Source organism: Pseudodesulfovibrio sp. (assembly GCF_028692895.1).
Classification (GTDB): domain Bacteria; phylum Desulfobacterota; class Desulfovibrionia; order Desulfovibrionales; family Desulfovibrionaceae; genus Pseudodesulfovibrio.
Genome location: NZ_JAQUWN010000073.1, coordinates 1 through 17,238 on the forward strand (window position 1 = coordinate 1; position 17,238 = coordinate 17,238).

Sequence of the window (17,238 nt, forward strand, 5' to 3'; positions counted from 1 at the left end):
ACCACGAAAAGCTTCTACAAACCGATGGACTGATGATACCTTGAGCTTCGCCATGTCGGCCTCCCGTTTGTTTTGGTTCTACTGGTGTTGTTACCAGCAAAACTCAGGAGTGCCGACATGGTATTTTGCGGTCGCTCCGCCGGGGCGGGCTACTTTTCCTGGAACAGGTGCACGTCGGTCTGGGGGAAGGGGATGGAGATGCCTTCGGCGTCGAAGGTCAGCTTCACCTTTTCGGTCAGGTCGAAGTAGACGCCCCAGTAGTCGGCGGCCTTGACCCAGGGACGGACCACGAAGTTGACCGAGGAATCGGCCAGTTCGCTGACGGCCACGGTCGGGGCCGGGTCCTTGAGGATGCGCGGCTCTTCCGCGATGATCCGGTCCAGCACCGTTTTGGCCTTGCGCAGGTCGTCGCCGTAGCCGATGCCGAAGACCAGGTCCACCCGGCGGGTGGGATTGGCGGAGACGTTGGTGATGGTGCTGTTGAGGATGGACGAGTTGGGCACGATGATCTGCCGGTTGTCCGGGGTATCCAGAATCGTGTTGAAGATGCGCACCGAGGCCACGGTGCCGGACTCTCCGGCCACGGTGACGAAGTCGCCCTTCTTGAAGAAGCCGAGCAGGATGAGCATGACCCCGGCCGCGAAGTTGGACAGGGAGTCCTTGAGGGCCAGGCCGACGGCCAGGCCGGCGGCGCCCAAAACGGCCAGGAACGAGGTGATGTTCAGCCCCGCCTGCCCGAGCGCCATGATGACCACGGCCGCCAGGAGCGCGTAATAGAGGATGTTGCGCAGGAATCCGACCAGGGTCTCGTCCACCTTGGCCTTGATCATCAGGGCGCAGGTCAGGTCCGACACCTTCCTGGCCACGATGCGCCCGACGACGAAGATGACGAGGGCGATGAGCACATTGAGCCCATGGGTGGTGACCAGGGCGATGCCGTTCTGGATGAGGTCCTGGATGGTCTGTGGGTCGAGGGTCATGGCTTGTCTCCTTGGAAAATTGTACCGCCAATAGCGGCAGCTTTATCATGAGGGACGGGCGGATTGGAAGAGGGGGGAGGGGGAAAGTTGGCTACTCGCCGCCCCATTTGCCCTTTTCCTCGACGCGCAGGTATTTCTGGAAGGTGTAATAGAACCCGGCCAGGGCGTTGCAGAATCCTGCCCGGCCGTCCAGGAACCCGGCTTTGAGCAGGTAGAGCTTGACGAAACGGACCAGGCCGTGGGTCAGCCCGGCCCCCACGCCGCCGCGCCTGCCCTTGTCGCGCAGGGCCTTCGCGCCTTCTTCGGCGTAGTAGTTGATCTTGTCCATGTGCTGCCGGAAGGACTCGTAGGGGTAGTGGAGAATGTCTCCCGCAAGCTTCCGGGTCTCGCCGAGGGGATTGAAGTGGTAGTGCGCGCCCGAGGCCGTGACCTCCATGCCGTCCGCGCGGAAGACGCGCAGCAGGTAGTCCGGATACCAGCCGGAATGCTTCATGAACCGGTTGAAATAAAAGGAGCTGCGCGGCGTCAGGTAGCCCGCCACCTGGTCGGGCGCGGCCAGCTTGGCCTCGATGTTCGTCCGCAGCTCGTCCGAGAGGAATTCGTCCTGGTCCAGGGAGACGACCCAGCCGGTCTGGATCTCGGCGAGGGCGAGCCGGAACTGGGCCACCGGGCCGGGCCAGGGGTTTACGATGACCCGCGCGCCGTGTGCCTTTGCGATCTCGACGGTGCGGTCCGTGGACTGCGAGTCCACCACCAGCAGTTCGTCGCAGAATCCGAGGGATTCGAGGCAGCGGTCGAGCAGCCGCTCGCCGTTCAGGGTCAGGACCAGTCCGGTCACGGATTCTCGTTGCATGGTTCTCCTGGGGTGGGGCGCATTCTATCCGTTTCGCGCTTTTGGGTCCATTGAAAGATGCGCGGCCGAAACAAAGGGCCCGCGCCGGTCGTCCGGCGCGGGCCCGTCATTATCCGGTGCCGGGATCTACAGGTCGGTCTGCTGGTCCGGCTTGGGGGTGTTGATCTCGTCCGGCAGGGGCGCGTCGCAGTCCTTGCAGGGGAGGATGAGGTTCAGGACCACGCCGATGACGCCGGCAAGGCCGATGCCGCCGAGCTTGACGATGACCAGGTCGAAGTTCATGCCGCCGATGCCGAAGACCAGGATGATGGCGGCGATGGCCAGGTTGCGCGGGAGCATCAGGTCGGTGCCCGCGCGGACCAGGGTGTTGATGCCGATGACGGTGATGGCGCCGAAGAGCAGGATCATGATGCCGCCCATGACCGGGACCGGGATGGTGGCCAGCACGGCCCCGAGTTTGCCCACGAAGGCCAGGACGATGGCGGTGACGGCGGCCCAGGTCATGATGGCCGGGTTGAAGGCGCGGGTCAGGGCCACGGCGCCGGAGACCTCGGAGTAGGTGGTGTTCGGCGGGCCGCCCAGGGCGGCGGCCAGGGAGGTGGCCAGCCCGTCGCCGAGCATGGTCCTGTGGATGCCGGGGTCCTTGACGTAGTCCTTGCCCGAGATGCCCCCGATGGCCAGGACGTCGCCGAAGTGTTCGATGGCCGGGGCGATGGCCACGGGCACGATGAACAGGATGGCCTCCAGGTTCCAGGTGGGGAAGGTGAAGTTGGGCAGGGCCAGCAGGGGGGCCTCGGCGATCTTGCCGAATCCGACCAGGGTCGGGGCGGTGTAGTTCTGGAGCGCGCCGGGATCGAAGGCGGCCTGGGTGGCGGCGGAGAAGCCTGTGGCGTCCAGGATCAGGGAGGCGATGTATCCGGCCACGATGCCGAGCAGGATCGGGATCAGCTTGATCCAGCCCTTGCCGAGCAGAGAGGCGAAAATGGTGGTCAGCAGGGCGACTCCCGCGATGATCATGGCGGTGGTGTTGGGCACCAGCCAGGCCGAGCCGTCGCCGGTGCGGCCCATGGCCATGTGCACGGCCACGGGAGCCAGGATCAGGCCGATGACCATGATGACCGGGCCGGTGACCACGGGCGGGAGCACCCGGCGGAGCATGCCCACGCCGAAGGTGCGGATCAACATGCTGAAGACCACGTAGAGCAGGCCCGCGGCGAGCAGGCCGCACAGGGTGGACGGGATGCCCCAGGTCTGCACGCCGTAGATGATGGGCGCGATGAAGGCGAAGCTGGACGCCAGGAAGACCGGCACCTTGCCCTTGGTGACGACCTGGAAAAGCAGGGTGCCCGCGCCCGCGGTGAACAGGGCCACGTTGGCGTCGAGCCCGGTCAGCAGCGGAACCAGCACCAGCGCGCCGAAGGCCACGAAGAGCATCTGCGCGCCGAGCAGGGCGTCCTTCAGTTTGAAATTGTATTCGGTGGAATGCACGTTACTCATGAAAATCAACTCCTCCTCTGGTTGGAGGCCGCACGTCGCCCACGGCGTCCGGAATCGGCGGCCCAGGTTGCCCCCCAAAAAAAGGCACGCTTTGGAGCGTGCCTTCTACCCTTATTTGGTGCCGAATATCTTGTCTCCCGCATCTCCGAGACCCGGGATGATATAGCCTACGTCGTTGAGTCGTTCATCGACCGCCGCCACGTAGATGTCCACGTCCGGGTGCGCGTCCAGGATGCGCTTGACGCCCTCGGGCGCGGCGCAGAGGAACAGGCCGCGGATGGACTTGCAGCCCGCGTCCTTGAGCAGGCGGATGGTGGCGTCTAGGGTGCCGCCGGTGGCCAGCATGGGGTCGAGGATGATGGCGGTGCGCTCCTCGATCTTGTTGGCCAGCTTGACGTAGTACTGGACGGGCTCCAAGGTCTCCTCGTTGCGGTAGAAGCCCACCACCGAGGCCTTGGCGCCGGGGATCATGTCGTAAACGCCGTCCAACATGCCGAGGCCGGCGCGCAGGATGGGGACCACGGTGATCATTTTGCCCTTGATGGTGTCCACCTCGACCTTCCCGGCCCAGCCTTTGATGACCATCTTTTCCGTTTTCAGGTCCTTGGTGGCCTCGTAGGTCAGCAGTCGTGTGATCTCGGTCGCCAACTGGCGAAAGTGGCTGGTCGAGATGTCGTGCGAGCGGAGCAGGCCGACCTTGTGACGGATGAGCGGATGATCTACCAGGTGCAGGGCCACGGATTCCCCCTTGTTTCAAGTGAATATGGATATACTCTCGAGAAATTCTCAATAGCACAAAATTTCCCTTTTCTATGCCGCGTGCCGGAGCGGGTCAAGGCCCAATTTTGTCAACTGGCCTCCTCTGCCGGAGATAGAATTTTACTTTCCAATGATTCCCGGTATATCCTCCGGGCATGGAAAACGAGAGCAACAAGAATTTCTGGGAGCGCACGGCGACCGACCTGGACCGGGGCGTCCGGCTGGACAAGTTCTGGGCCGACGAGCTCTACGCCGAGGGCGTGTCGCGCGGCCGGGTCCGGGAGTGGATCGAGGCGGGCGGCGCGCGCGTGGACGGCGCGGTCGTGGATAAGGGCAAGCACCGGCTGACGGGATTCGAGACCCTGACCCTGGAGGGCGGGCCCCATGCGGCCGACGCCGGGCCCGAGGCCGTGGCGGGCGAACTCGACGCGGTCTTCGAGGACGCGCACGTTGCGGTGGTGGACAAGCCCGCCGGGCTGACCACCCACCCTGCGCCCGGCGAGCCAGGCCCGACCCTGGTCAACCTGCTCCTGCATCGCTATCCGGACATGGCGGACCCGGCCTCCGGCCTGACGGGCGAGCGGCCCGGCATCGTCCACCGGCTGGACAAGGACACCTCGGGCCTCATCGCCGTGGCCCGCACCGAGGCCGACCGCATGGCCCTCTCCGCCGATTTCGCGGCCCGCCGGGTGCGCAAGACCTACCTGGCCATCGTTCACGGCCGTCCCGAGCCCGCCCAGGGCGTCATCGAGGCGGAGATCGGCCGCCACCCCACGAAAAAGACGCGCATGGCCGTGGTCAGGAAGGGCGGGCGCGCGGCGAAGAGCGACTACCGGGTCCTCTGGACCGGGCCGCGCGGCCTGGCCAGCCTGGTGGCCGTGCGCATCCACACCGGGCGCACCCACCAGATTCGCGTGCACATGGCCCACATCGGCCACCCCCTGCTGGGCGACGCGGTCTACGGCTCGCGCGGGCAGGCCGAGTGGGGACGGCGGACCGACCTGCTGGCCGGGCTGGCCCCGCGCCAGATGCTCCACGCCTTCCATCTTTCCTTTATCCATCCGGCGGACGGGCGGCGGGTGACCCTGTGGCGCGAGCCGCCCGAGGACTTCCGCGCGCTCCTGGCCGGGCTGTCGCGCGAGTGTTTCCGCGTGGGTATCGTGGGCATGCCGGGCTGCGGCAAGTCCGCCCTGCGCGGGATGCTGGAGCGGGCCGGGTTGCCCTGCTTCAGCGCGGACGGCTGCGTGGCCGGGCTCTATGCCCCGGGCGGCGACGGCGCTGACATGCTGCGCCAGCGCTTCGGCGGGGCCTACACCCTGGAGGACGGCGGGGTGGACAAGCGGGCGCTGTTCGCGGCCATGCTCGCCTCCGAGCCGCTGAGGCGCGAGGTCATGGAGCTGGTCCATCCCATGGTCCGCCACGCCTGCGACGAATTCTTCCGCGCCCATCGGGACGATCCGGCCGCCTTCGCCGAGATTCCGCTGCTGCTGGAGTCGGGCTGGCGCAAGGGCAACCTGGTGGACGCCGTGGCCGGGGTGCGCTGCCCGGCGGCCAGGCGCACGGGCGAGCTGCGCGAACTGCGCGGGCTGGCCCCGGAGGCCCTGGCCGCCTTCGACGCCTGGCAGTGGCCCGAGGCGGACAAGCTGGCCGCTTGCGACCTGGTGCTGGACAACGACGCCGGGCTGGACCGGCTGGCCGCCGAGGCGGACCGGCTGGCGGCCTGGGCGCGGGAGCGGTTCGAGGATCGCAACCGGGCCTTCGCCGACTGGCTGGAAGGGCTGTGGCCCCGGCTGGCCGGTGAGATGGAGGCCGCCGGCGAGGCCGAGGACCTGGAGGCCGCGGAACGGGACGCCGGGGATATGGCGTTCGAGGACCGGGACGCGGCGGAGATCGGGGAATGATTCCCATCCGGGACAACGTGCCGCGCGTGACTCCGCCCCTGGCGGTCATCACGGTCATCGCGCTCAACGTCCTGGCCTTCGCCTACTGCCTGACCCTTGGGCCGCGTCCGCTCTTCGAATTCTTCCACCTCTTCGGCGTGGTCCCGGCGCGGTTCCTGCGCCCGGACTGGGCCGCCTTCGCGGGCTATCCGTCCACCCTGGGCTGGCCTTTCGTCTCCTACATGTTCCTGCACGGCGGCTGGCTGCACATCATCTTCAACATGTGGATGCTCTGGATCTTCGGCGACAACATCGAGGACGTCACCGGGCACGGCGGGTTCCTGGTCTTCTACCTGCTCTGCGGGCTGGCGGCGGTGGGGCTGCACATGGCCTTCGAGCCCGGCTCGCGCATCCCCATCGTGGGCGCGTCCGGGGCCATCGCCGGGGTCATGGGAGCCTACGTCGTGCTCTATCCCCACGGCCGGGTGCTGACGCTGGTGCCGGTCTTCTTCTTTCCGCTCTTCTTCCGGCTGCCGTCCTACGTCTTTCTGGGCTTCTGGTTCCTGATGCAGATACTCTCCGGCCTGGCCTCGCGGGGCGCGACCGAGGCCCAGGCCGTGGCCTGGTGGGCGCATGTGGGCGGGTTCGCGGCCGGGATGCTGCTCATCCGGGTCTTCCGGCGGCCCGGCCGCTGCAAGTACTGCTACAACCCGGACACCCGTGATTACGACCCCGAGGACGGGCCGGACAGCCTCTCCTGAAGATTCCACTCCTCCGCCAGCCGGGCCACGGCGGGCGGGACCATGGACCGGTAGTCGCGCCCCTCGCGGATGGCGGCGCGCACGTCCTTGCCCGCGAGCCCCTTTTGCTCGGGCGGCCGTTCCCACATGACGTGGGTGGCCAGTCCCAGGGACTCGAAGCGGCGTTTCTTCTCCTTTCCCCAGTCGTCGTAGATGGTCAGGTAGTAGACCGCCTCCGGGGGCGCGAGCTCCCGGATTCGCTCCGGCTGGCAGATGGGGAAGGGGATGACCTGGAACTCGTCTTCCGGCACCCCGGCCTCGATCAGGGCCGCGCGGATCATGGCCTCGCGCTCCGCATAGGTCAGGGGATTGTTGGCCGCGTCGGACCGGGCCGGGTCCGTGGCCTCGCGGAGGGTGGAGGCGGGGTCCGGGTTGGTCACGCCGATGATGAGGTGGCCGCACAGGGCCTTGCCCGCCAGCAGGTAGCGCAGGTGGTCGTTGTGCAGGACCTGGAACCGGCCGTGGATGAAGCCGAGGGGGTGCATCAGTCGGACTCCGGGTCGGACATCGTGAAGGGAAAGTAGTCGCCGGGCCAGTAGTCGCGGGCCACGGGCGAGTCGTGGATGCCCGCCAGGCGGGCGCGGTCCGTGTAGTTGAGGACCATATGCATCAGCTCGTCGCCGCGCATGGTGCCCAGGCAGCCGCCCGCCACGGCTATCTCGTCGTATTCGGTCACCGCGTCGCGCCGGACCTCGTCGCCCACGAACAGGAGCGGCACGGGCTCGCCCGAGTGGATGAGCGCGCCGCAGCTCGGGGTGGAGTGGTCGGCCGTGACCACCAGGAGCACGTCGTCGCGCAGGAGCTGGTCCACGGACTGGGCCAGCCCCCGGTCCAGGGACTCGATGGCCTTGAGCTTGGCGCGAGGGCTCTTGGTGTGGGCCGCGTGGTCCGGGGCCTTGGTGTGGATGTGGACGAAATCGTACTTGCCCAGCGCCTGGGCGGCGATGTCGATGCGTTCGGCCAGGTCCTTGCCGGGGTCGCGGGTATCCCGCACCTGGTGGAAGTCCATGCCCAGGAAGCGGGACATGCCCCGGTACATGATGCCGCTGGCCACGGACAGGCAGCGCATCCCGAACCGCTCGGGCAGGGAGGTCACCGGGCAGAGCCGCCCGGCCCGCTGCGTGACCAGGCCGTTGATGGGCGGGAGCTTCTGGCGGACGCGGATTTCGTTGGCCCCGATCTTGTTCAGCCGGGCGCAGGTGCGGCGCAGGAATGCGGTGAGCACGCGGGCCGTGCGCACCGCCGTGGCGTCATTGGTATGGGCCGTGAGGGGGGTGATGGCCGAGATCATCCGGCCGTCCACCATTGGGTTGGAGTCCGTGATGAACGGCGAGACCGCGCCGCGCATGACCAGCACGCCGAACATGCCGGAGGTCCGGTGCAGCTCGATGCGTACGCCCTCGCGCTCGAAGGGCTCCACGGCCTCGAACAGGGCGTCGGCCTCCTCCGGCGTGCCGCACATGCGGTCGTAGCGCAGGATCAGTTCGTTATCCAGGGTGGCCAGCACGCTGGCGAAGTGGGCGAGCATGGCCACGTCGCCCTCGCGCAGGTCCACGCCAGCGCCCAGGGCCTCCAGCGGGCCTCGGCCGGGGAACTCCTCGGGCGGGCAGCCGAACAGGGCGAAATGGGCGTTTTCGCTGGGCAGGGCGCGGCCGATCTTGCCGGCGTGGTAGAGGCCGGTGCTGCCGCGCGCGGCCAGCCTGTCGAGGGTTGGGGTCTTGGCCGCCTGGAGCGGCGTCTTGTGGCCGAGGTCGGCCAGGGCCCGGTCGCCCAGGCCGTCCAGCAGGATGAGAACACATTTCTTGGGCACGAAAAACTCCGTCCCGGCTGCCGAGCATAGACGCAGCCGGTAATCAGCTATAGATACAGGCTATGGATTCGGGTCGCCCGATCGGTAGAAGCTCTTTGTCAAAAGCGTGCGCATGGGGCAGAATCGCGGTATGCTCATCGATCTTCACGTCCATTCAACCGTCTCATCGTGTTCCTCGCTCTCCGTATGGGAGATCCTCGGGAATGCGCGCTCCCTCGGGTTGGACGGCGTCTGCATCACCGACCACGATTCCACCTCCGTTCTGGCACAAATCCGGGAAGGTTTCCAGCCCGATGGTTTGCTCGTCCTGGCGGGGATGGAGTACGCCACGCCCCAGGGGGATTTCCTGGTTTTCGGCCCGGTTGAGCGCCTTTGCCCCGGCCTGGACGGGGCGCGGCTGCTCGAAACGGTGGACCGGCTGGGCGGCGCGGTGGTGGCGGCCCACCCCTTCAGGAGCTGGCGGCCGTCCGACGTGGCCGTGCTGGAGCGCGGACCCTGCCTTATCGAGGTGGAGAACGGCCGCAACACCGACGCCGAGAACGCCCTGGCCGCCGGCCTGGCGGACAGGCTGGGCGTCCACGCCGTGTCCGGCTCCGACGCGCACACCCTGGGCGAGCTTGGGCGGCTGCCCACCCGGTTCGACGCGCCCGTGCGCTGCCGGGCCGACTTGGTCCGGGCCCTGCGCCGGGGGTTGTGCCAGCCCCTGCGCGCCCCCCTCGCCGCCGCTATTTAGGCGGAATCAGGAAGGACGTCACCTTCCGCACGCCCTCCACGCCCTTGGCGATCCTGACCGCCAGCTTCGCGTCCGCCTTGGTGCGGACCATGCCGAGCATGACCACCTCGCCGTTGAGCACCTCGGTCTCCACCTGGGTGGAGCTCAGCTCCTTTTCCCCGATGAGGGCGGTCCGGACTTTGGCCGCCAGCTTGAGGTCGTCCGAGGTGGTGTCGCTCTCCGCCACGAAATACTTGTTCACCTGCTTGACGCCCTCGGTCTTCTTGGCCGTGGCCACGGCGAAGTCGCGGAAGGACGCGTCGTCGACGGCCCCCACCAGATAGACGCGGCGCAGGAAGCAGTACACATGGACCTTGAGGGCGAGCTTCGAGTCTCGGTCGGCCAGGTCGGTCTTGATGGACAGGGAAATCTTCTTGTCCGCCGCCTGGTCGCCCACGCTGCGCTCGTCGCGGGCGGATTCATAGATGGCTCCCCAGGGCGTCCAGGCGACACTTATCATGGCGAGGGCCGCCAGGATAAGGCAGAGTGCGTTCATGGCCGGTGTTTTCATGGGCTGCGTTTCCTCCTTGGTGTCGACTGTGGAAAACATTGTGGAAAAAACATCAATCAATCCAAACGACCGTCTTGACAGACGATAAAAGCATATTACCTTACAATCCTGAATCGATAAATGATTTTTCTCTCGGATAAAGGAACGGCCCAGGCATGGAATACAAAGACTACTACAAGCTTCTCGGGGTTTCCCGGTCCGCCACCAAGGACGAGATCGGCAAGGCGTTCAAGAAGCTGGCGCGCAAATACCACCCGGACCTCAATCCCAACGACAAGGCCGCCGAGGCCAAGTTCAAGGAGATCAACGAGGCCTACGAGGTGCTCAAGGACGAGAAGAAGCGCAAGCTCTACGACCAGTTCGGCTCGAACTGGGAGCATGGGCAGAACTTTCAGCCGCCGCCGGGCTACGAAAACGTCAACTTCGGCGGAGGCGGCTTCTCGGGCGGCCCGGGCGGGTTCTCGGACTTCTTCGAGACCATCTTCGGCGGCGGCGGGGGAGGCGGGAACTTCCGGGGCGGCTTTTCGTCCGGCGGTTTCGGCGACGCGGGCTTCGGCGGGGGCGGCGGCTATCGCCAGCGTCCCCGGCGCGGCGCGGACTCCGAGGCCACCTACGAGCTGACCCTGGACGAGGCGTACCGGGGCGGGACCAAGTCCATCACCCTGCAGGAACAGGCGGCCGGGGCCGACGGCATCCCGCGCATGAACACCAAGACCCTGGAGGTCAAGGTGCCCGCCGGGATCAAGGATGGCCAGAAGATCCGGCTCGCGGGCCAGGGCAACCCCGGCATGTCCGGCGGGCCCAGGGGCGACCTGTACCTGAAGATCAAGCTGCTGCCCCACCATCTGTTCAAGGTCAGCGACTCGGACGTGATCCTGGACCTGCCGCTGGCCCCGTGGGAGGCCGTGCTGGGCGCGACCCTGCGCGTCCCCACCCTGGACGGCGCGGTGGAGATGAAGATCCCGCCGGGCATGGGTTCGGGCAAGAAGCTCCGGATCAAGGGCAAGGGTCTCGGCTCCGGCCACAAGCGCGGCGACCAGTTCGTGCGCGTCATGATCCAGGCCCCGGACCGGCTGACCGGCGACGAGCGGCGGCTCTGGGAAGAGTTGCAGGCCAAGTCGGACTTCCAGCCCAGGAACTTCTAGGGGGACGGCCATGAAAACCAGGAAGATACAGGAACTGATGATGCGGCTGCCCGGCCTGAACCTGCCGGAGCGCAGCGAATACGTGGCCTTCGCCCAACTGCTGGAGCTGACCGGCATCCCGAGGGTCGAGGTCGTGGAGCTGGTGGACCTGGGGTGGATCACCCCGGCCACCACGGGCGCGGACGAGTATCTCTTCCGCCTGCGCGACGTGTACCGCATCCACAAGCTGATGCGGCTGGTCAACGACCTGGAGATTCCGTTCAACTGCGGGTCCATCGTGGTGGACCTGCTGGAGCGCGTCGAAGAATTGGAAAAGGAGATCGAGGAGCTGCGGCGACTCGTATAGAGGAGGACATCATATGGATCCGAACACTTTTACCCAGAAAACCCAGAGCGCCATCTCCGAGGCCCAGAACCTGGCCATTCGGAGCGGGCATCAACAGATAGATTGCGAACACCTCCTGCGCGCCCTGGCGTCGCAGGAGCAGGGCCTCGTGCCCCAGATATTGCAAAAGCTCGGCGTGGCCCCGGACGCCTACGTGGGCGCGGTGGACGCCGAGATCGCGAAGCTGCCCCGCGTCTCCGGACCGGGCGCGCGGCCCGACCAGATCATGGTCACCCAGCGGCTCCAGCAGGTCCTGGTGGCCGCCACCGACGGCTCCAAGCGGATGAAGGACGAATTCGTCTCGGTGGAGCACGTCTTCCTCGCCCTCATGGACGAGCCCGCCGGGACCGGCGTGGGCCGCGTCAACCGCCAGTTCGGCCTGGACAAGAACAAGGTCCTGGCCGCCCTGACCGACGTGCGCGGCAAGCAGCGCGTGACCTCGGACAACCCCGAGGCCACCTACGACTCGCTCAAGAAGTACGGCCGCGACCTGGTGGAGGAGGCTCGCTCCGGCAAGCTCGACCCGGTCATCGGCCGCGACGCCGAGATCCGCCGCGTCATCCGCATCCTCAGCCGCCGGACCAAGAACAACCCGGTCCTCATCGGCGAGGCGGGCGTCGGCAAGACGGCCATCGCCGAGGGCCTGGCCCAGCGCATCGTCAAGGGCGACGTGCCCGAGGGCCTCAAGGACAAGACCGTCTTCTCCCTGGACATGGGCGCGCTCATCGCGGGCGCCAAGTATCGGGGCGAGTTCGAGGAGCGGCTCAAGGCCGTGCTCAAGGAGGTCCAGTCCTCGGCCGGACGGATCATCATGTTCATCGACGAGCTGCACACCATCGTGGGCGCGGGCAAGACCGACGGGGCCATGGACGCGAGCAACCTGCTCAAGCCCATGCTGGCGCGCGGCGAGCTGCACTGCATCGGCGCCACCACCGTGGACGAGTACCGCAAGTACATCGAGAAGGACCCCGCCCTGGAGCGCCGGTTCCAGACCGTCATGGTCGAGGAGCCCACCGTGGAGGACACCATCTCCATCCTGCGCGGCCTGCGCGAGCGGTTCGAGGTTCACCACGGCGTGCGCATCTCCGACGGCGCGGTGGTCGAGGCGGCCGTTCTCTCGCACCGCTACATCACCGACCGCCAGCTCCCGGACAAGGCCATCGACCTCATCGACGAGGCCGCGGCCATGATCCGCACCGAGATCGACTCCCAGCCCTATGAGCTGGACAAGGCCAACCGCCACATCATGCAGCTCGAGATCGAGCGCGAGGCCCTGAAGCGCGAGACCGACCAGAAGTCCAAGGACCGGCTGGTCAAGCTGGAGAAGGACCTCTCCGACCTCAAAGAGAAGCAGGCCGCCCTCCAGGCCCAGTGGGAGAACGAGAAGGGCTCCATCGAGCGGCTGCGCGGCCTCAAGACCGAGATCGAGTCCACCCGGCGCGAGATCGAGGAGGCCAAGCGCGTCTCCGACTACAAGCGCGCTTCGGAGCTGGAATACGGCACCCTGATGAGCCTGGAGAAGGAGCTGCGCGAGCGCAACGAGGCCCTGGAGGCGGGCGAGACCCCGCGCATGGTGCGCGAGGAGGTCGGCCCGGACGACATCGCCCAGGTCATCGCCCGCTGGACCGGCATTCCGGTCTCCAAGCTGATGGAGGGCGAGCGCGAGAAGCTGCTCCGGCTGGCCGACGTGCTCCACGAGCGCGTCATCGGCCAGGACGAGGCGGTCCAGGCCGTGGCCGACGCCGTGCTGCGCGCCCGCGCCGGGCTCAAGAACCCCACGCGGCCCATCGGTTCGTTCATCTTCCTCGGCCCCACGGGCGTGGGCAAGACCGAGCTGTGCAAGACGCTCGCCGCCGCCCTGTTCGACAGCGAGGACAACATGGTGCGCATCGACATGTCCGAGTACATGGAGAAGCACACCGTGGCCCGGCTGATCGGCGCGCCTCCAGGCTACGTGGGCTACGACGAGGGCGGCCAACTGACCGAGGCGGTCCGCCGCAAGCCGTACTCCGTGGTCCTCTTCGACGAGATCGAGAAGGCGCACCACGACGTGTTCAACGTCCTGCTCCAGATCCTGGACGACGGTCGGCTGACGGACTCCCACGGCCGCACCGTGGACTTCAAGAACACCATCGTCATCATGACCAGCAACCTGGGCGCGGAGTTCATGCTGGACGGCATCGACGAATCCGGCGAGTTCCTGCCCGGCGTTGAGGACCAGGTCCGCGACGTCCTGCGTCGCCATTTCCGGCCCGAGTTCCTGAACCGCGTGGACGAGACCGTGCTCTTCCGGCCCCTGCGGGAGGAGCAGTTGATCAAGATCATCGACCTGCTGGTGGGCTCCCTGCGCGAGCGGCTGGCCGAGCGCAAGATCGGCCTGACCCTGACCGACGGGGCCAAGGCGTTCATCGCCCAGTCCGCCTACGACCCGCATTACGGCGCGCGCCCGTTGCACCGCTACCTCCAGACCCACCTGGAGACCCCGCTGGCCAAGCTGCTCATCGGCGGCCAGTTGGAGGACGGGCGGCAGGTCACCGTGGAGGAACGGGACGGCGCGCTGGCCTTCGAATAGGCCGCGCAGCATCCGCCGCGTCAACGGGGACGTCCGGATATCCGGGCGTCCCCTTTTTCGTCGCCAGTTGACGGGATGAGTCCCGGTTTGCTAGATATGGCAGTAGGGGGAAAGGTTATGGTATCCGTGTGGCATTTCATGCGGTTTGTTCTCGTTGTGTGCCTTGTCTCGATCCGGGCCGAGGCCGGTCTTGCGGCCGCGCCGGAGTGGGACGGGGCGCGCCCCCTCGTTGTGGTCCATTCCCGCAACATGCCTCCGCTCTCCTTCCTCGGCGCCTACGGCGAGCCCAAGGGGCTGATCGTCGATTACTGGGAGCTCTGGTCCAGGGTCAACGGCGTGCCCATCAAGATGGTCCTGACCGACTGGGTCGAGACGCTGCGCATGGTCCGGGACGGGGAGGCCGACATCCACGGCGGCATGTTCTACACCAGGGAGCGGGCCCGGGAATTCGACTTCGAGGGGCCGTTCGTCGACATGGACTCCGCCGTGGCCGTCCGCAAGGGGCTCCCCGTCCGGTCCATGGCCGACCTGAAGGACGTCACTCTTGGCGTCCTGGCCGGCGGTTACGCCGTCCAGTATCTCAGGGATGTCTATCCCGACATCCGGCAGAAGCCGTACAAGGGCACGGCCCAGGTCGTGCAGGCCGCCCTGCGCGGGGAGATCGACGCCCTGCTGACCGAGCGGGTCACCCTGGTCCACCTGCTGGGCGAGGCGGGCAAGCTCGACGAGTTCCGGATGCTCGACGTGGCCTACAGGCACGGCATCCGTCCCGTGGTGGCCAAGGGCAACCGCAGGATGTTCGAACTGGTGAAAAAAGGCATGGAGGTCATCCCCGGGCGAGCGCTGGAGCGGACCTACAGCCGCTGGACCATCCCGACCCCCAGCGTCCCGTCATGGCTGATCGCCCTGGCCAGCCTGGCCCTCCTCATCCTGGTGGGCGGGGTGTTCTTCTTCCTCTTCCAGTTCCGGAGACGCTGAGTCCCATCTTTCCGCCGCGCACGAATCCGCTTGACTTCGCCTGCGGATTGACGAATGTTGCACCTTCAACTTCCACCAGGCGCCCGTTGCCGACGACCGTATGCCCAACCTGATCCTGCTCGCCCTGCTGGCGGCTTTTCCGCCCCTGTCAACGGACATGTACCTTCCGGCCATCCCCACGTTGCAGGAGGAGTGGGGCATTCCCTTTTCCACCGTCAACCTCTCGCTGGTCCTGTTCATGGCCGTGTTCAGCCTCGGGCTGCTCATCCACGGCCCGCTCTCGGACCGGTTCGGGCGGCGGCCGGTGCTCATCGTCGGCATCGTCATCTACCTCGCAGGCACGCTGTTCTGCGCGGCCTCCACGGACATCGGGATGCTCATCGCGGCTCGTTGCGTGCAGGCTGCGGGCGCGGCGGCGGGCGCGGCCCTGTCCCTGGCCCTGTCCAAGGACCTCTATGACGGGGCCCAGCGCCAGAAGATCCTGGCCCACATCGGCGTCATCATGGCCTTTGCGCCCATGCTCGCCCCGTCCCTGGGCGGGCTGGTCCTCAAGTTCGTGTCCTGGCGCTGGATATTCGTCATCCAGGCCTGCATGGGGCTGGTGGGGCTGTACGGGGTGTACCGGCTCAAGGAGCCGTTGACCGAATTCACGCGCGGCGGGGTGTTCTCCATGGCCGGGCGCTACGTGGCCGTGGTCCGGAATCTGCCGTTCACCGTGCTCTCCACGGGCTTCGCCCTGATGGTCCTGCCGCATTTCGCCTTCATCGGCGGGGCGACGGACATCTACATCAACGGCCTGGGGCTCTCCCCGCAGATCTTCGGCATCTTCTTCGGCGCCAACGCCGTGGGGTTCATGCTCGGGTCCTTCGTCTGCACCCGGCTGGTGGGCGTGTACAAGCCGCTGACCATGATCTACATCACCATGGTCGCCTACGTCCTCTCGGGCTCGCTCATGCTCTTCCTGGGCGGGCACACGCCCTTCACCGTGGCCATCCCCATGTTCTGCATCGCCTTCAGCTCCGGCTTCTCCCGGCCCATCAGCAACTCGTTGATCCTGGACCAGGTGGACACGGACGTGGGCGCGGCCTCGGGCATCATGACCTTCGAAATTTTCTTCGTGGCCGCCTTCTCCATGCAGCTCATCTCGCTTGAGTGGGACAGCAAGCCCTGGGTCCTGGGCGTCCTCGCCCTGCTGGGCGCGATCATCCCGTTCGCCTCGCTCCAGACGGTCCGGAAGCGCTGCCGCCTCTAGCTGTGAAGTTATAGGAGGTTGTTCACTCGGCCCAAATCGGTCAACTTGTGTTTGCTCAGACACAATCGCCGAAAGGAGGACCGAGTGAACATTCATGTGCTGATGCCGGATTGACGCTTGTCCATCGAGTGGAGCTTGTAGGCCGGATCAAAAGCGGAGAACGGCCACAAAATGTGGCGGCGGCGTTTGGGGTATCCCGGCGTACTGTTTACAAGTGGTTGGCGCGCCACAGAAAAGGGGAGGAACTTTGCGACAAGTCCTCACGGCCCCATCATTCGCCGACAGCCCTGTCGCCTCGAACCATAGGGCAGATCGCCGCCTTGCGCCGCCAGCACCTCACCGCTCGTCGCATCGCCGGTATGCTCGGCCTCTCCGCAGCGCGGGTGCACCGTGTGTTGCGCCGATTGCGCATGAACCGGCTCAAGACACTGGAGACGCCCCTTCCTCCACGGCGCTATCAGTGGGAAAATTCAGGCGATTTACTGCACATCGGCATCAAGAAACCGGGGTGTTTCGCCAGCCTGGCCACCGCGTGCATGGCGACCGACGGAGGGCGACGCGCGGCGCGGGCTGGGAGTTCGTGCACGTGGCCATTGACGACGCCAGCCGCATCGCCTTTGCGGAAATCCTGGCCGACGAACGCAAGGAGAGCGTCGTTGCGTTCCTTTCATCGGCTCTTCGTTTTTACAAGTCGTTGGGAATTACCGTGCGCCGGGTGATGACGGACAATGGAATGGGCTATGTTTCCAAGCTGTTCCGTGAGGCATGTGCACGACTTGGGCTCCGGCATATCCGCACCCGGCCTTATACGCCGCGCACCAACGGCAAGGCGGAGCGATTCATCCAGACCGCGCTTCGCGAGTGGGCCTATGCCGCCAGCTATGCGAATTCATGCGAAAGAGCCAGCGAGTTGCCCCGCTGGCTCCATGAATACAATTATTACAGGAATCATTCGGCGTTACAGTATAAACCGCCCATCAGCCGATTGGGAGAAGGGGATGGACCACTCCAGCTCCTCCTCGGGCTGGTTTCAATCCACGCCCC

At 66.4% G+C, this 17,238-nt stretch carries 15 protein-coding genes and 1 pseudogene; 9 read left to right on the forward strand and 7 right to left on the reverse strand.

Translation table 11 applies throughout. The features are described from left to right. Positions 1-149: 149 nt before the first annotated feature. The 4 genes from PHP91_RS14505 to upp form a co-directional block, all read right to left on the reverse strand. Positions 150-980 (reverse strand): mechanosensitive ion channel domain-containing protein, encoded by an 831-nt coding sequence (locus tag PHP91_RS14505; protein WP_300142189.1) that lies wholly within the window; start codon positions 978-980, stop codon positions 150-152. A gap of 91 nt (positions 981-1,071) precedes the next feature. Then, positions 1,072-1,833, reverse strand: a complete 762-nt coding sequence (locus tag PHP91_RS14510) for a glycosyltransferase family 2 protein (RefSeq protein ID WP_300142193.1) — start codon at positions 1,831-1,833, stop codon at positions 1,072-1,074. Between the two features lie 126 nt (positions 1,834-1,959). Then, positions 1,960-3,330: a uracil-xanthine permease family protein gene (locus PHP91_RS14515; protein ID WP_300142196.1), complete on the reverse strand. Its 1,371-nt coding sequence runs from the start codon at positions 3,328-3,330 to the stop codon at positions 1,960-1,962. A gap of 111 nt (positions 3,331-3,441) precedes the next feature. After that, positions 3,442-4,068 (reverse strand): uracil phosphoribosyltransferase, encoded by a 627-nt coding sequence (gene upp / locus PHP91_RS14520; protein WP_300142199.1) that lies wholly within the window; start codon positions 4,066-4,068, stop codon positions 3,442-3,444. Positions 4,069-4,244: 176 nt separating this feature from the next. Here upp and PHP91_RS14525 point away from each other — a divergent pair, with 176 nt between their 5' ends. Next, positions 4,245-5,990: a dephospho-CoA kinase gene (locus tag PHP91_RS14525; protein WP_300142202.1), complete on the forward strand. Its 1,746-nt coding sequence runs from the start codon at positions 4,245-4,247 to the stop codon at positions 5,988-5,990. Further along, positions 5,987-6,730 (forward strand): rhomboid family intramembrane serine protease, encoded by a 744-nt coding sequence (locus PHP91_RS14530; protein WP_300142205.1) that lies wholly within the window; start codon positions 5,987-5,989, stop codon positions 6,728-6,730. The genes PHP91_RS14525 and PHP91_RS14530 overlap by 4 nt, the downstream gene beginning before the upstream one ends. Here PHP91_RS14530 and PHP91_RS14535 read toward each other — a convergent pair. Together PHP91_RS14535 and PHP91_RS14540 are read right to left on the reverse strand one after the other, a co-directional pair. Beyond that, positions 6,694-7,254 carry a nicotinate-nucleotide adenylyltransferase gene (locus tag PHP91_RS14535; protein WP_300142208.1) on the reverse strand — a complete coding sequence of 187 codons (561 nt, stop codon included), beginning with the start codon at positions 7,252-7,254 and terminating at the stop codon, positions 6,694-6,696. The genes PHP91_RS14530 and PHP91_RS14535 overlap by 37 nt on opposite strands. Continuing rightward, a complete protein-coding gene (locus PHP91_RS14540) occupies positions 7,254-8,579 on the reverse strand; it encodes an alkaline phosphatase family protein (protein WP_300142211.1) in 1,326 nt (441 codons plus the stop codon). Before PHP91_RS14540 ends, PHP91_RS14535 begins: the two co-directional genes overlap by 1 nt. 130 nt (positions 8,580-8,709) lie before the next feature. Between PHP91_RS14540 and PHP91_RS14545 the strand changes: the two genes are divergently transcribed. After that, positions 8,710-9,312: a PHP domain-containing protein gene (locus PHP91_RS14545; RefSeq protein ID WP_300142214.1), complete on the forward strand. Its 603-nt coding sequence runs from the start codon at positions 8,710-8,712 to the stop codon at positions 9,310-9,312. On the opposite strand, the gene PHP91_RS14550 is transcribed toward PHP91_RS14545, so the two are convergent. Then, positions 9,305-9,862 (reverse strand): BON domain-containing protein, encoded by a 558-nt coding sequence (locus tag PHP91_RS14550; RefSeq protein ID WP_300142217.1) that lies wholly within the window; start codon positions 9,860-9,862, stop codon positions 9,305-9,307. The genes PHP91_RS14545 and PHP91_RS14550 overlap by 8 nt on opposite strands. 155 nt (positions 9,863-10,017) lie before the next feature. Here PHP91_RS14550 and PHP91_RS14555 point away from each other — a divergent pair, with 155 nt between their 5' ends. From PHP91_RS14555 to PHP91_RS14580, 6 genes and pseudogenes are all read left to right on the forward strand, one after another. Beyond that, on the forward strand, positions 10,018-11,007 hold the full coding sequence (locus tag PHP91_RS14555) for a DnaJ C-terminal domain-containing protein (protein WP_300142220.1): 990 nt from the start codon (positions 10,018-10,020) through the stop codon (positions 11,005-11,007). A 10-nt stretch (positions 11,008-11,017) separates the two neighbouring features. After that, positions 11,018-11,353, forward strand: a complete 336-nt coding sequence (locus PHP91_RS14560) for a chaperone modulator CbpM (RefSeq protein ID WP_300142223.1) — start codon at positions 11,018-11,020, stop codon at positions 11,351-11,353. Positions 11,354-11,366: 13 nt separating this feature from the next. Next, a complete protein-coding gene (clpB, locus tag PHP91_RS14565) occupies positions 11,367-13,964 on the forward strand; it encodes an ATP-dependent chaperone ClpB (protein WP_300142226.1) in 2,598 nt (865 codons plus the stop codon). A gap of 138 nt (positions 13,965-14,102) precedes the next feature. Next, entirely contained in the window at positions 14,103-14,942 is an 840-nt protein-coding gene (locus PHP91_RS14570) for a transporter substrate-binding domain-containing protein (protein ID WP_300142229.1), read from the forward strand. A gap of 100 nt (positions 14,943-15,042) precedes the next feature. Next, positions 15,043-16,194, forward strand: a complete 1,152-nt coding sequence (locus tag PHP91_RS14575; protein WP_300142231.1) for a multidrug effflux MFS transporter — start codon at positions 15,043-15,045, stop codon at positions 16,192-16,194. Between the two features lie 110 nt (positions 16,195-16,304). Continuing rightward, positions 16,305-17,238 (forward strand): annotated as a pseudogene (locus PHP91_RS14580) (IS481 family transposase); the annotation flags it as partial.

What these genes read in the sequence shown, in the direction of transcription:
- PHP91_RS14530 (WP_300142205.1), top strand. Translation starts at nt 5,987, where the DNA reads ATGATTCCCATCCGGGACAACGTGCCGCGCGTGACTCCGCCCCTGGCG.
- PHP91_RS14575 (WP_300142231.1), top strand. Translation starts at nt 15,043, where the DNA reads ATGCCCAACCTGATCCTGCTCGCCCTGCTGGCGGCTTTTCCGCCCCTG.
- PHP91_RS14505 (WP_300142189.1), bottom strand. Translation starts at nt 980, where the DNA reads ATGACCCTCGACCCACAGACCATCCAGGACCTCATCCAGAACGGCATC.
- PHP91_RS14550 (WP_300142217.1), bottom strand. Translation starts at nt 9,862, where the DNA reads ATGAAAACACCGGCCATGAACGCACTCTGCCTTATCCTGGCGGCCCTC.
- clpB (WP_300142226.1), top strand. Translation starts at nt 11,367, where the DNA reads ATGGATCCGAACACTTTTACCCAGAAAACCCAGAGCGCCATCTCCGAG.
- PHP91_RS14545 (WP_300142214.1), top strand. Translation starts at nt 8,710, where the DNA reads ATGCTCATCGATCTTCACGTCCATTCAACCGTCTCATCGTGTTCCTCG.
- PHP91_RS14535 (WP_300142208.1), bottom strand. Translation starts at nt 7,254, where the DNA reads ATGCACCCCCTCGGCTTCATCCACGGCCGGTTCCAGGTCCTGCACAAC.
- PHP91_RS14525 (WP_300142202.1), top strand. Translation starts at nt 4,245, where the DNA reads ATGGAAAACGAGAGCAACAAGAATTTCTGGGAGCGCACGGCGACCGAC.
- PHP91_RS14555 (WP_300142220.1), top strand. Translation starts at nt 10,018, where the DNA reads ATGGAATACAAAGACTACTACAAGCTTCTCGGGGTTTCCCGGTCCGCC.
- PHP91_RS14570 (WP_300142229.1), top strand. Translation starts at nt 14,103, where the DNA reads ATGCGGTTTGTTCTCGTTGTGTGCCTTGTCTCGATCCGGGCCGAGGCC.
- PHP91_RS14515 (WP_300142196.1), bottom strand. Translation starts at nt 3,330, where the DNA reads ATGAGTAACGTGCATTCCACCGAATACAATTTCAAACTGAAGGACGCC.
- PHP91_RS14510 (WP_300142193.1), bottom strand. Translation starts at nt 1,833, where the DNA reads ATGCAACGAGAATCCGTGACCGGACTGGTCCTGACCCTGAACGGCGAG.
- PHP91_RS14560 (WP_300142223.1), top strand. Translation starts at nt 11,018, where the DNA reads ATGAAAACCAGGAAGATACAGGAACTGATGATGCGGCTGCCCGGCCTG.